This is a genomic window from Streptomyces antnestii (assembly GCF_004005495.1).
Lineage (GTDB): Bacteria > Actinomycetota > Actinomycetes > Streptomycetales > Streptomycetaceae > Streptomyces > Streptomyces antnestii.
Genome location: NZ_RZYA01000037.1, coordinates 15,747 through 29,569, shown reverse-complemented (window position 1 = coordinate 29,569; position 13,823 = coordinate 15,747). Strand labels below are relative to the sequence as shown.

The 13,823-nt window shown below is 71.5% G+C and carries 7 protein-coding genes, 1 tRNA gene and 1 pseudogene; all 9 read right to left on the bottom strand.

Annotation, left to right across the window (positions count from 1 at the left end):
• Positions 1-351: pseudogene (locus EOT10_RS40135) on the bottom strand (glycoside hydrolase family 5 protein); the annotation flags it as partial.
• Between the two features lie 764 nt (positions 352-1,115).
• A tRNA-Thr gene (locus tag EOT10_RS40125) sits at positions 1,116-1,189 on the bottom strand.
• Positions 1,190-1,318: 129 nt separating this feature from the next.
• Positions 1,319-2,914 carry an alpha/beta hydrolase gene (locus EOT10_RS40120; protein ID WP_127833305.1) on the bottom strand — a complete coding sequence of 532 codons (1,596 nt, stop codon included), beginning with the start codon at positions 2,912-2,914 and terminating at the stop codon, positions 1,319-1,321.
• A 90-nt stretch (positions 2,915-3,004) separates the two neighbouring features.
• Complete coding sequence (locus EOT10_RS40115) at positions 3,005-4,210, bottom strand: DNA polymerase III subunit delta' (protein ID WP_127833304.1); 1,206 nt, start codon at positions 4,208-4,210, stop codon at positions 3,005-3,007.
• A gap of 142 nt (positions 4,211-4,352) precedes the next feature.
• Positions 4,353-7,511, bottom strand: coding sequence for a dTMP kinase (gene tmk / locus EOT10_RS40110; protein WP_127833303.1), 3,159 nt, complete (start codon positions 7,509-7,511; stop codon positions 4,353-4,355).
• Positions 7,512-7,671: 160 nt separating this feature from the next.
• Positions 7,672-10,524 (bottom strand): type I DNA topoisomerase, encoded by a 2,853-nt coding sequence (gene topA / locus EOT10_RS40105; protein WP_127833302.1) that lies wholly within the window; start codon positions 10,522-10,524, stop codon positions 7,672-7,674.
• A 249-nt stretch (positions 10,525-10,773) separates the two neighbouring features.
• The gene (locus EOT10_RS40100; protein ID WP_127833301.1) at positions 10,774-10,971 is read right to left on the bottom strand and encodes a hypothetical protein; all 198 of its coding nucleotides are present in this window, start codon (positions 10,969-10,971) and stop codon (positions 10,774-10,776) included.
• 419 nt (positions 10,972-11,390) lie between these two features.
• Positions 11,391-12,914, bottom strand: a complete 1,524-nt coding sequence (locus EOT10_RS40095; RefSeq protein WP_127833300.1) for a DUF7059 domain-containing protein — start codon at positions 12,912-12,914, stop codon at positions 11,391-11,393.
• Between the two features lie 104 nt (positions 12,915-13,018).
• Positions 13,019-13,609 carry a small secreted protein gene (locus EOT10_RS40090; protein WP_127833299.1) on the bottom strand — a complete coding sequence of 197 codons (591 nt, stop codon included), beginning with the start codon at positions 13,607-13,609 and terminating at the stop codon, positions 13,019-13,021.
• Positions 13,610-13,823 lie beyond the last annotated feature (214 nt).

The following is a 13,823-nucleotide window of genomic DNA, read 5'->3' as shown; positions in this document are numbered from 1 at the left end:
TTTCTTCGGATTGCTCTGGTACCCACTCTGGTCCGCATACATCGCGATGCGCAGGACGCTCGCCCCCCAGTCCCCGGCGAGCGCATCCAACGCACCGGCGACCAGACATCTCCCGAACCGATCGGTGCCGTTTGTGCTCATGCCCCGCAGTTGGACGGGTGTTCCGGCTTCGTTGCACAGATGGACACCGCAGACACGGAGCTTGCCGTATCTCTCGACCGGAGTCTTCGACTTCACCTTCTCCCGGTCCTCCCGCCGGGCCACGACATGAGTCCTTCCGGCGTCGGCCGTCACGTCGACGGCATGGTCCCCTGTCGTGCACCCGGCGAGGAGGCCGAGCTCGACCGTCATGACAAGGGCAGTTCCAACAGTCTTGGGCAGAAGAAAGCGAAGCACACTGCGTTATGCATGAAAACCCACCCAGGATCAACGCGGGTGGCAGAAGCGACGGGAGCATTCACCCGCGCGGAGGCAACATGGCGCATGGAGGCCATCGCCGGGCGGGGGAAGGAAATCCGGAACTCCGGGAGTTCGGACGCAGCAGCGGTGGCCGTACCGTCGGCGGCTTCGGAGCCCCTGTGCCGAGCGGGCCGGGGTCGCTGACTCAACCTCTGTTTCCTTCGCACCTACCCCATTTCGGCCATCGCTCCAGAGCGCTTCTCTCCTTGGAATCCGGACCTCGATGGGGCGAGAGCCAGAGACCTTCGCACGGCGGCGACCAGCGCCTCCACACGCACATCGTCGGGTCCGCTGATGATGTGGTTCATCACGTTGCCGAGAGCGATGTCGTGTTCTGGGGGCGAGGGAGCCGCCTCGGCCGTTGTGGCCGAAGGCGTTCGGCCCGGTCATGGGGTTGTCCTCGGTGGGCAGCTGGTGGCCGGACCTGAACCGGCTCGGTCACACCAGCACCTGGTCCATCCCAGCCGCCTGCTCCTTCCTCGCCCGAGGGGGAAGAAGAAGGCCGGGCGGAAGAAACCCAAGAAGTAGGGCCGACACCCGCCCCGCTCACGCATCGCTCGCGCAAGCACTTCCACGACATCCCCGTCGTGCGGCTCGGCGCGCCGGGGGCATGAAAAAACCCCAGGTCACGGCGAGTGAGTCCTGGGGTTAATCCGAGCCGCCTTCGGGATTCGAACCCGAGACCTACGCATTACGAGTGCGTTGCTCTGGCCATCTGAGCTAAGGCGGCGCGCCGTCCGCACTATGGTGCGGTCAGCAACGTCGCCAAGTCTACACAGTTTTCGGGGGTGCTCCGCACACCCCCGTTCGAGGCTCCGGGGTGGGCGCCCCCGAGGGGTAAAAAATGCCTCCGCACCCCTTATGAGCAGCGCTTTCCGTCCTTGGGTGGGGTGCCGTCGACGAGGTACGCGTTGATCGCCGAGTCGATGCAGTCGCTGCCACGGCCGTACGCGGTGTGGCCGTCCCCGTCGTACGTGAGGAGCGTGCCGGAGTCGAGCTGGCCGGCGAGGGCCCGGGCCCAGCGGTACGGGGTGGCCGGGTCGCGGGTCGTGCCGACGACGACGATCGGGGCGGCGCCCTTCGCCTCGATGCGGTGGGCCTCGCCGGTCGCCTTGACCGGCCAGTACGTGCAGTTCAACGCCGACCACGCGAGGCCGTCACCGAAGACCGGGGACGCCTTCTCGAAGGACGGCAGGGCCGCCTTGACCTCGTCGGGGCCCGTGAAGGACGGCGGCAGGTCGAGGCAGTTCACCGCCGCGTTCGCGGCCATCAGGTTCGCGTACGTGCCGTCGCTGTCCCGCTCGTAGTAGCTGTCGGACAGGGCCAGCAGGGCAGCGCCGTCCTTGTCCTTGATCGCCGAGCCGAGCGCGGAGCGCAGCTGCGCCCATGCGCCCTCGTCGTACATCGCCGCGATCACGCCGGTCGTGGCGAGCGCCTCGCCGAGCTTGCGACCCGAGGGGTCGCCCGTGGGGATCGGCCTGCGGTCCAGTTCGTTGAAGAAGGCCTTGAGGCGCTTGCCCGCGTCGTCGGCACTCTTCTTGCCCAGAGGGCAGTCGGAACGCCGCACGCAGTCCTTCGCGAACGACTGGAACGCCGTTTCGAAGCCGGCCGTCTGGTCACGGTTCATGTCCTGCGCGGACAGCGACGGGTCCATCGCGCCGTCCAGGACGACGCGGCCGACCCGCCCCGGGTAGAGGCCCGCGTACGTCGCCCCGAGGAACGTGCCGTACGACGCCCCGACATATGTCAGCTTGTCGTCGCCGAGCGCGGCGCGCAGGACGTCCATGTCCCGGGCCGCCTCGACCGTCGAGACGTGCGGCAGCACCTCGCGGGACCTCGTCTCGCAGTCGGCCGCGAACGTCTTGAAGGCCGCCGACAGTTCGCTCACCTCCGCCTGGTCGTCGGGCGTCACGTCGGTCTGCGTGAACGCGTCCATCCGCTTGCCGTCGAGGCACTTGACCGGCTCGCTGCGGGCCACGCCGCGCGGGTCGACGGCGACCATGTCGTAGTGGGCGCGGACCGCCGCCGGGTAGCCGAGGGCGGCGTACGACTGGAGGTAGCCGATCGCCGAGGCGCCGGGGCCACCGGGGTTGACCAGGAGCGAGCCGAGGCGCTTGCCCGGGCCGGTGGCCTTCTTGCGGGAGACGGCCAGCTTGATGTCGCCGGACTCCGGCTTCGCGTAGTCCAGGGGCGCCTTCATCGTGGCGCACTCGAAGCCCGGGACGCCGCACTCGTGCCAGTTCAGCGACTGGCCGTAGTAGGCGGAGAGATTGGCGGGGGTCGACCTGGGCAGCGCGGCCAGCGAGACGTCCGTCGTGCGCGTGCTTCCCGAACTCCCCGGTGAGCAGGCGGACATGAGCAGTCCGGCGGCGGCGAGCAGCGTTCCGCAGGCCCGCAGGCCGCGGACGGGGGCCCGGAGGCCTCGGGCAGAGGGATGGTGGCGCCTGAAGTACATCGGTCGAGCCTAACCGTCCGAGTTCAACCGGACACGGTGTGTGGCAATCCGGCCCCTTACGAGTTACCCCGGAGACCGGTCGGCTCCGGGTCAGCCCGCCCGTAGCGCCATCGTCATCGCCTCCACGGCGAGCAGCGGCGCCACGTTGCGGTCGAGTGCGTCGCGGCAGGCGGCGATCGCCTCGATGCGGCGGAGGGTGGCCTCGGGCGAGGCCGCGCGGGCGAGGCGCTCCAGGGTGTCCTGCGCGTCGGTGTTCGCGAGGGCCACGCGGGAGCCGAGCTGCAGGGCGAGGACGTCCCGGTAGAACCCCGTGAGGTCCGTGAGCGCGAGGTCGAGGCTGTCGCGCTGCGTACGCGTTCTCCGGCGCTTCTGGCGGTCCTCCAGCTCCTTCATCGCGCCCGCCGTGCCGCGCGGCATCCGGCCGCCGCTCTGCCCGCCGAGCGCTGCCTTCAGCTCCTCGGTCTCCTTGGCGTCGACCTCCTCGGCGAGCTGCTTGGTGTCCTCGGCCGCGGTGTCGATCAGCTCCTGTGCGGCCTTGAGGCACCCGCCGACATCGTCGACCCGCAGCGGCAGCTTCAGGACGGCCGCTCTGCGGGCACGCGCGCGCGGGTCCGTGGCGAGGCGGCGCGCGCGGTCGATGTGGCCCTGGGTGGCGCGGGCCGCCTCGGCGGCCACGGCCGGCTCGATGCCGTCGCGCCGGACGAGCATGTCGGCCACCGCCTCGACCGCGGGCGTACGCAGCGTCAGGTGGCGGCAGCGGGAGCGGATCGTGGGCAGCACGTCTTCCAGGGAGGGCGCGCAGAGCAGCCACACGGTCCGCGGGGCGGGCTCCTCCACGGCCTTCAGCAGTACGTTCCCCGCGCCCTCCGTGAGGCGGTCCGCGTCCTCGAGGACGATGACCTGCCAGCGGCCCACGGCCGGCGACAGCTGCGCCCGGCGGACGAGCTCGCGGGTCTCCTTCACGCCGATGGACAGCAGATCCGTACGGACGATCTCCACGTCGGCGTGCGTGCCGACCAGGCTGGTGTGGCAGCCGTCGCAGAATCCGCAGCCGGGGGATCCGCCGAGGGCCCGGTCGGGGCTGACGCACTGGAGCGCGGCGGCGAACGCGCGCGCCGCCGTCGCCCGCCCGGCGCCGGGCGGGCCGGTGAACAGCCAGGCGTGCGTCATCTTGGAGGCCTCGGGCGGCGGGGCGCCCGTCGCATGGGCCGTGACGAGCGCGTCGGCGTCGCGCGCGGCGGCGTCGAGCTGCGCGGCCACGCGCTCCTGACCCACCAGGTCGTCCCATACGGGCATGGACTACCGCCTCACCGTCGAACTCCGGCACTTCGCTCTACCGGATTCATTGTGCGGGACGCCACTGACAACGCCGTGCCGGTGACCGTACGACGACGGTCACCGGCACGGCGAGGGAAGCCCCTGATGACTCCGGATCGGCTCAGCGTCGGCCCCGGCGCCTGCCGCCCGCGCCATTGTCACCGTCACCATCACCGTCGTCGTCATGACGGCCGAGCAGTTCGTCCGCCAACGACGGCAGGTCGTCCAGCGGGGTCTCCTCGGCCCAGTCGGGCCTCGGCCGCTGACGGGGGCGGCCGTCCTCGTCGACCTGGGGCAGCTCATGCGTACGGTCGTTCGCCTCGGCACCCGCACGCGACGACGGCTGCTCGTCCCGGAAGTAGCCCGGCGGAACCCGGTCCGCCACGTCGTCGCGGACCGGCGGCAGTACCGCCGTCTCGTCGGCGGCCCCGGTCGGCCCTCCCGGATGCGGAGGCATCGGCAGCTGCGCCGTCTCGTCGTTGTCGCCGCCGTGCCACGCACCGCGCCCCGCGCCGGCGTCGGTGTCCCTGACCTGAGGCAGTACCGCCGTCTCGTCGGCCGCGCCGCCCGCCGGCCGCACGACGGGCGTGGCAACGGTCGTCTCGTTGTCGGCCGCGGGCGAAGACCCGGCCGAAGACCCGGACCCGGATGCCGGCCGCGCGGAGCGGGAAGCCGTCTCCGCGGCCGCCGATGCCGCCGCCGCGGACGCCGCCGCGATCCGTCGGGCCTCCTCCGCCCTCAGGAGCGCTTCCTCCGCCTTGCGCTGCTTCTCCAGGCGCCGCTCCTCGGCCTCCGCGCGCAGGCGTGCCTCTTCCTCGGCCTCACGGCGGCGCCGCTCCTCCGCGGCGGCCCTGGCCTGTTCCTCGGCGAGCACCCTGACGCGCTCCTCCTCGGCACGGCGGCGCGACTCCTCGGCGCGCTGCCTGGCCTCCTCGGCCTGGCGCTCGGCCTCGCGTCGCTGGGCCTCCTCCAGCTCGCGCTGTTTGCGCTCCTCCTCCTCGGCGCGAAGCTTGGCGAGGTGTTCCTGCCGCTCGCGTTCGAGGCGCTCCTCCTCGGCCTTGCGGGCGGCCTCGGCCTCGGCCTTCCTGCGAGCCTCCTCCTCGGCGGCCTTACGGGCCTCTTCCCGGGCCTTGATCTCGGCCTCGGACAGCGGCAGCACCATGTCGAGGCGGTGCCGGACGACGGTCGTGACGGCTTCCGGCGCCTGGGCCGCGTCGACGACGAGGTAGCGGCCGGGGTCGGCGGCGGCGAGCGTGAGGAAACCGGACCGCACGCGCGCGTGGAACTCGGCCGGCTCCGACTCGAGCCGGTCGGGCGCCTCCGTGAACCGCTCGCGCGCCGCCTCCGGGTCCACGTCGAGCAGGACCGTCAGGTGCGGTACGAGTCCGCCGGTCGCCCAGCGGTTGATGCGGGCGATCTCGGTCGGCGAGAGGTCGCGGCCGGCGCCCTGGTAGGCGACGGACGAGTCGATGTAGCGGTCGGAGATGACGATCGCGCCGCGCTCCAGAGCGGGCCGTACGACGGTGTCCACGTGCTCGGCGCGGTCGGCGGCGTACAGGAGGGCCTCGGCCCGGTGCGAGAGGCCGGCGGAGGAGACGTCGAGGAGGATCGAGCGCAGCCGCTTGCCGACCGGGGTGGCGCCGGGCTCGCGCGTGACGACGACCTCGTGGCCCTTGTCGCGGATCCACTCGGCGAGTGCCTCGGCCTGGGTCGACTTCCCGGCGCCGTCGCCGCCCTCCAGGGCGATGAAGAAGCCGGTGGCGGCGGGGGCCTGTGCCGGATCGTTCCCGCCGAGCAGCGCGTCGCGCAGGTCGTGCCGCAGGGGAACTCCGCTGCGGTCGTCCGCCTTGGCGAGGACGAGCGCCGCGACCGGCAGCAGCAGGGCGCCGACGAGCATCAGCGTGAAGGCGGCGCCTCCGTGGGCGAACACGAACTTGCCGTTGACCAGCCGGTGCGGGCCGATGGCCGCGGCGAGCACGGGCGCCGCGATGGCGGAGACCGCGACGGATACCCGTACGACCGCCTGGAGGTGCTCGGTCGTGCGGGCGCGGCGGTAGTCCTCGGACTCCTGGTCGAGGAGGGTGTGGCCGGTGTTGGCGGCGATGCCCGCGGTGACGCCGGCGAGGGTGACGATCAGGAGCACGCTCGTGACGTCCGGGACCAGGCCGGCGGCGAGCAGGGCGATGCCGGTGAGGGCGATGGCGAGCGCGAGGAGCCTGCGGCGCGACAGCGACGGCAGTACGGACGGCGCCGAGCGGATACCGATGACGGTGCCGCCGGTGAGACCGAGCACGAGCAGCCCGAACAGCACCGGGCCGCCGCCCAGGTCCTTCGCGTGCAGTACGGAGACGGCGACGGCCGCCGAGATCGCCCCGGCGACGGCGGCGCACGCGAGGACGAGCAGCGGAACGGCGCCCGTGCGCCCCTTGTCGACGCCGCTGCCGGTCTTGGGGCGGCGCAGGCCCTCGAGCGGGGACCGCGCGCGCGGGGTGTGCACGTCGGGCAGTTCGAGGAAGAAGACGACGGAGAGCGACGCGGCGAACAGACCGGCCGCTACGTAGGAGGCGAGTGCCGCCTGGTGCAGGCCGAACCAGTCGACGCCGGCCCCGATCAGGTTCCCGATGAGGGTGACGAGGACGAGCGAGGCGGCCGCGAGGGGCAGCGCCACGAAACCGGTGCGCAGGGAGAGGCGCCGCAGCGCTTCCATGTGATCGGGCAGCGGGCGTACGGCCGCGCCTTCGAGGGGCGGCGCGGGCAGCAGCGCGGGCGCCGCGCTCTCGCGGGACACCGTCCAGAAGCGCTCGGCGACGCCGACGACGAACGCGGTGACGAGCAGCGCCGCCAGCGCGTTGTCCGGGGTCCAGTCGATCCACAGGGGCGCGACGATGAGCAGGGCGGCCCGCAGGCCGTCCGCGCCGACCATGGTCCAGCGCCGGTCGAGGGGGCCGTCCTTGGAGGTCAGCGAGGTGAGCGGGCCGAGCAGTACCGCTCCGAAGAGCAGCGTCGACAGGACGCGCGCACCGAACACGGTGGCGACGGCGAACGCCACGCCCCGGTAACCGCCCCCGAACGAGCCCTCCGCGACAGCGGTCTGCAGGGCGAGCACCACGAGGACGAGGAGTCCGAGTGCGTCGCCGATGCCGCCCACGAGCTGGGCGCTCCACAGTCGTTTCAGCTGCGGTACCCGCAGCAGGGCGCGGACGGCGCGCTCCCGGGAATCTGCGACCAGGGCGTCGTCGGGGGCCGGATTCTGGGCCGTTGGCTGCTCGGCTCGCGTCATTCGTCCAGCCTATCCGGCCCCACTGACTCCCCGGAGGGCTGCCCGAACATACGGCCGCCGGGGCGAGTGCCCCGGCGGCCGTATGTCCGTCACGCATGTCAGGCACGCGCGCGCGTGCCCAGTCCTCCGTAGAGGTCGCCTGGTCCTCTGTAGAGGGCGACTACTCCTCCGTAGAGGTCGACTTCGAAGCAGTCGTCTTCTTGGCCGTCGTCTTCTTGGCGGCGGTCGTCTTCTTCGCGGCGGTCGTCTTCTTCGCGGCCGTCGTCTTCGTAGCGGCGGTCTTCTTGGCAGCCGTCTTCTTGGCGGGTGCCTTCTTCGCCGGGGCCTTCTTGACGGCCTTCTTGGCCGTCTTCTTGGCGGGGCCCTTCGCGCGCTTCTCCGCGAGCAGCTCGTAGCCGCGCTCGGGCGTGAGCTCCTCGACCGAGTCGGACGACCTGAGCGTCGCGTTCGTCTCGCCGTCCGTCACGTACGCGCCGAAGCGGCCGTCCTTGACGACGACGGGCTTCCCGCTGACCGGGTCCTCGCCGAGCTCCTTCAGCGGCGGCTTCGCGGCCGCGCGCCCGCGCTGCTTGGGCTGCGCGTAGATCGCGAGGGCCTCCTCCAGCGTGATGCTGAAGAGCTGGTCCTCGGTCTCCAGGGACCGCGAGTCGGTGCCCTTCTTGAGATACGGGCCGTACCGGCCGTTCTGCGCGGTGATCTCGACGCCCTCGGCGTCGGCGCCGACCACGCGCGGGAGGGACATCAGCTTGAGGGCGTCGTCCAGGGTGACCGTGTCGAGGGACATCGACTTGAAGAGCGACGCCGTGCGCGGCTTGACCGCCTTCTTGCCGGTCTTCGGAGTGCCCTCGGGCAGCACCTCGGTGACGTACGGCCCGTAACGGCCGTCCTTGGCGATGATCTGGTTCCCGGAGACGGGGTCCGCGCCCAGCTCGAAGTCGCCGCTCGGCTTGGCGAGCAGCTCCTCCGCGTACTCGACGGTGAGCTCGTCGGGGGCCAGGTCGTCGGGGACGTCGGCGCGCTGGTGGCCCTCGGACTCGCGTTCGCCGCGCTCCACGTAGGGGCCGTAGCGGCCGACGCGCAGGACGATGCCGTCGCCGACGGGGAAGGACGACACCTCGCGGGCGTCGATGGCGCCCAGGTCGGTGACGAGCTCCTTGAGGCCGCCGAGGTGGTCGCCGTCGCCGTTGCCCGCGTCGGCGGCGCCGCCGGAGCCCTCGCCCTCACCGAAGTAGAAACGCTTCAGCCACGGCACGGACTGGGCCTCGCCGCGCGCGATGCGGTCGAGGTCGTCCTCCATCTTGGCGGTGAAGTCGTAGTCGACGAGCCGCCCGAAGTGCTTCTCGAGCAGATTGACGACCGCGAAGCTCAGGAAGGAAGGCACGAGGGCCGTGCCCTTCTTGAACACATAGCCGCGGTCGAGAATGGTCCCGATGATCGACGCGTACGTCGACGGGCGGCCGATCTCGCGCTCTTCGAGCTCCTTGACCAGGCTGGCCTCGGTGTAGCGGGCCGGCGGCTTGGTCGCGTGGCCGTCGACGGTCATCTCCTCGGCGGACAGCGCGTCGCCCTCGGAGACCTGCGGCAGCCGGCGCTCGCGGTCGTCGAGCTCGGCGTTCGGGTCGTCCGCGCCCTCGACGTAGGCCTTGAGGAAGCCGTGGAAGGTGATCGTCTTGCCGGAGGCGGAGAACTCGGCCAGGCGGCCGTCGGCGGAGGTGCCGCCGATCTTGACCGTGACGGAGTTTCCGACCGCGTCCTTCATCTGGGAGGCGACGGTCCGCTTCCAGATCAGCTCGTAGAGGCGGAACTGGTCGCCGGTCAGGCCGGTCTCGGCGGGCGTGCGGAAACGATCACCCGACGGGCGGATCGCCTCGTGCGCCTCCTGCGCGTTCTTGACCTTGCCGGCGTACGTGCGCGGCTTGTCCGGCAGGTAGTCGGCCCCGTACAGCTGCGTGACCTGCGCACGGGCGGCCGAGACCGCCGTGTCGGACAGGGTCGTGGAGTCCGTACGCATATAGGTGATGAAGCCGTTCTCGTACAGCTTCTGGGCTACCTGCATCGTGGCCTTCGCGCCGAAGCCGAGCTTGCGGCTCGCCTCCTGCTGCAGCGTCGTCGTACGGAACGGGGCGTACGGGGAGCGGCGGTACGGCTTGGACTCGACGGAGCGCACGGAGAACTGCGTGTACTCCAGGGCGGCGGCGAGGGCGCGGGCGTTCGTCTCGTCGAGCGCGAGCACGTTCGCCGACTTCAGCTGGCCGAGCGAGTCGAAGTCACGGCCCTGCGCGATGCGCTTGCCGTCGACCGCGCTCAGGCGGGCCACCAGGTTCGACGGGTCGCTGGCGTCGCCGGAGCGGCCGGTCGCGAAGGTGCCGGTCAGGTCCCAGTACTCGGCGGAGCGGAAGGCGATGCGCTCGCGCTCACGCTCGACGACGAGGCGGGTGGCCACGGACTGCACGCGGCCCGCCGACAGACGCGGCATGACCTTCTTCCACAGGACCGGCGAGACCTCGTAGCCGTAGAGGCGGTCGAGGATGCGGCGGGTCTCCTGGGCGTCGACCATGCGCTTGTTGAGCTCGCGCGGGTTGGCGACGGCGCTGCGGATCGCGTCCTTGGTGATCTCGTGGAAGACCATCCGGTGGACGGGGACCTTGGGCTTCAGGACCTCGAGGAGGTGCCACGCGATGGCTTCGCCCTCGCGGTCCTCATCGGTGGCGAGGAAGAGTTCGTCGGAGTCCTTCAGCAGGTCCTTGAGCTTCTTGACCTGGGCCTTCTTGTCAGCGTTGACCACATAGATCGGCTGGAAGTCGTGTTCGACGTCCACACCGAGCCGGCGCACCTCACCGGTGTACTTCTCGGGCACCTCGGCGGCGCCGCTCGGGAGGTCGCGGATGTGCCCGACGCTCGCTTCGACGACGTAGCCCGGGCCGAGGTAGCCCTTGATCGTCTTCGCCTTGGCGGGCGACTCGACGATGACGAGTCGGCGGCCGCCGTGTGCGGTCTCGCTGGTCGGGGACAACTTCGCTCTTCTCTCCGGTCGGCGCTGGGGATCCCCCGCGCCCTCAGGACGTGGGGGTCGGCACTGCGGTACGTGCGGTGTCGCTGCGGAGTGTGACGGTACCTCCCGCCCCCGTGTCAAACGGGAAAAGCCCGCAACGGCCACTCGAACGGTAACCCGACTACCGACGATCCTGCCGCCCGGAGTGCCCACAGGGTGTCCGGGGCGTACGCCGGGCCACCGCCCGGGACGCCCCGTGTGGGCCGCCGCTCAGAACCGGCCGAAGCACCACACCCCGAGCACCAGGGCCCCCGCTCCGGCGAGCGCGGCGAGCGTCGCCGATGCGACGGGGCTCACACCGTCGGCGACGGGCTCGCGGTGCATCACACGCGCCCCTGTCCACAGCAGCAGTCCCGCCCCGAACAGCGTGAACACGGTGCCGGCGAAGATCGCTGGTCCGCTCTCCATGGCTTCCCCTCCCGGTTCTGGGTTCCCAGGCCGGTGACGCTGACACGCGCGGGAGACGACAGGGCGAACCCCGGGTGAACGAGCGCCCCAGGGGCGGTACGGGGTGCCTTCGGCGACGGCGCCGGAGGGGTTCGAGAGGGGGTGAGGCCGGCCCTGCGGAGTTGCCTACAACACACAGACAGCACAGAGAAACGGAACCGGATCAAGGGCATCCCGGCCGCGTACGGCTCCGGCGGCCGGTACGCGTACGGCGGGGCCGTCCCGGCAGGCAGCCGACCGATCGGCCTCCGGGAACGGGGCTCGTCGGCGGCACAGCGGCGGCGGGGCGCGGTCCACGGCGACGCCCGGAAGCCCGGGCGCGCGGCGCGGAAGCGGAGTCCCGGGCGGGGCGTCGGTACCGGCGCCCCGCCCCCTGCGGATCACACCTGAGCCGGCTCCAGGAACCCCTGCTCGACCAGCATCCGGATCTGCGCGGGCGTGCGGTCGCGCAGCAAGACCGGGTCCTCGCCGACCAGTTGGGCGATGGCGTCCAGGATCCGGCCGGCGCTGAGCGTGCCGTCGCAGACGCCCGCGAACCCGGCGCCGATCGTGTCCACCTTCGTGGCCCGCCGCATCCCGCGGTGCTGGCGCAGCACGACGTGCTCCGGGTCCTCGGCGCCCGGCAGCCCGACCTGCTCCTGCACGACCTCGCCGGCGAGCTTGAAGTGGGCGCCTAGCAGGGCGGCGTCGTCGTGCGTGCGGAGATAGTCGAGGCGGTCGAAATGGGCCCGCACCGTGTCGCCGAGGGGCTGCTCGACAGAGTGCGGCCACTCCTCCACCGTGATGGACGGCTCGACGCCCTCCGGCGCCTTGCGCAGCGTGATCCAGCCGAACCCGACGCCACGCACCTTCCGCGCCTCGAACTCGTCGAGCCACGCGTCGTAGAGCGCCGCGTACTCCGCCGGGTCCGTGCGGTGGTCACCGGCGTCCCGCAGCCACAGCTCGGCGTACTGCGTGATGTCCTGCATCTCGCGCTGCACGATCCACGCGTCGCAGCCGCGCGGCACCCAGGACCGCAGCCGGTCGGTCCACTCCTCTCCCTCCACGTGCTGCCAGTTGGCGAGGAACTGCGCGTACCCGCCCTCGTTCAGCCGTGCCCCCGCCTCCTGAACGAGCGTGCGGCACAGATCGTCCCCGGACATCCCGCCGTCCCGGTAGGTCAGCCGTGCCCCCGGCGAGATGACGAAGGGCGGGTTCGACACGATCAGGTCGTACGTCTGGTCGCCCACCGGCTCGAACAGGGAGCCCTCGCGCAGCACGGCGGCGCTCGTGCCGGACAGGGCCAGCGTCAGCGCGGTGAAGTGGAGGGCGCGCGGGTTGAGGTCGGTGGCGACGACGCGCGTGGCGTGCCGGGTGGCGTGCAGGGCCTGGATCCCGGAGCCCGTACCGAGGTCGAGCGCGCTCTCCACGGGCGTACGGACGGTGATCCCGGACAGGGTCGTGGACGCGCCGCCGACGCCCAGGACGACGCCCTCGGCGCGGCTGCCGATGCCTCCGGCGCCGCCGACGGCGCACCCGAGGTCGGACACGATGAACCAGTCCTCGCCCTCGGGTCCCCCGTAGGGCCGTACGTCGACGGTCGCGGCGACCTCGTCGTCACCGGCCCGCGTCAGCCACCCGCTCTCCAGGCAGGCGTCGACGGGCAGAACGGCCGCCACGCGCGCGTGCTCCACGGGCTGCTGCAGCAGGAAGAGACGGACGAGCGTCTCCAGCGGGCTGTCGCCGCGGGTCGCTCGCAGCGCGGGCACGGTCTCGCTGCGGGCGAGCGCCGCGTAGGCCGGCGCCCCGAGCAGCTCGAGCAGCCCGTCGGCGGTGAACTCGGCACCCAGCAGGGACTCCCGCAGCCGGGCGGTGACATCGTCACGGTCGGTGGACGGCAACTTGGACAAACTGGAGCTACTCACGCTCCCATTGTCACCCCGGACCCGCGGGGGTCACCCCCGTACGACGTGTCCCCGGCGACCGTCCGAGACGGTGCCGGGGACACGGAGGCGTTCCGGGAAGCGGGTCAGCTCTTGGTCGCCGCCGGGGAAGCGGACGCGCTCTTGCAGCTGTTCTGCTTCGCCATGGCCTTGCCGACGTCGCCCTCCTCCAGCTTCTTGAGGGCGTCGCTCCCGCTCTGGCTCAGCTTGTCGAGCTCGCCCGCGATGCCCTTGAGGCCATCGGCGAACTTCGCCTGGTCCTTCGTGTCGAGCTTGTCGACCTGCTTCTTCAGGCTCGCGTACGAGGTCGAGATGCTGTTGAGCTCCTTGACCGCGTCCTTCTGCTTCTTGTCGCCGCCGTCGACCGGCGGGGCCCCCGCCTTGTCCACGGCCGCGCCGATCGCCTTGTAGGCGTCGGACATGTCCTGGAAGGCCTTCGAGTCCGTGGACTGGACGTCCGCCGGCTTGCTGTTGTCCGACGTTTCCTTCTGGATCGCGGCGTTGGCGTCCTCGATCTTCTTGGCCTGCGGCTGGACCGAGTCACAGACCGACTTGGCCCAGGAGTTCAGCTTCTCGTTGCCGTTGTCGCTGCTGCATCCCGACAGCGCAAGCACCAGTACCGCACCGCCGGACAGTGCGGCTGCAAGCTTCTTGTTCACCGGATTGGTCCCTTCCATGGCTCTCGGCCCCGGAACATACACGCCAAGTGGGCGACAATCGTATGCTGGACGTCCGGTATAGATGCTTTAACTGCTATTTGCAGTCATTTGCACCAAGAGAGATAAGCCTCACTGAAAAGCCGTCACGCGCCGACATGCGGCACGGGCGGGCGGGCAGCGCGTCAATGCACGCTGCCCGCCCGCCCGTTGGGCTCCCGGCCTCTCCCGCCGG

Coding starts and splice junctions, on each gene's coding strand:
- EOT10_RS40120 (WP_127833305.1), bottom strand. CDS start 2,914: ATGTACTTCAGGCGCCACCATCCCTCTGCCCGAGGCCTCCGGGCCCCC.
- EOT10_RS40115 (WP_127833304.1), bottom strand. CDS start 4,210: ATGCCCGTATGGGACGACCTGGTGGGTCAGGAGCGCGTGGCCGCGCAG.
- tmk (WP_127833303.1), bottom strand. CDS start 7,511: ATGACGCGAGCCGAGCAGCCAACGGCCCAGAATCCGGCCCCCGACGAC.
- EOT10_RS40100 (WP_127833301.1), bottom strand. CDS start 10,971: ATGGAGAGCGGACCAGCGATCTTCGCCGGCACCGTGTTCACGCTGTTC.
- EOT10_RS40090 (WP_127833299.1), bottom strand. CDS start 13,609: ATGGAAGGGACCAATCCGGTGAACAAGAAGCTTGCAGCCGCACTGTCC.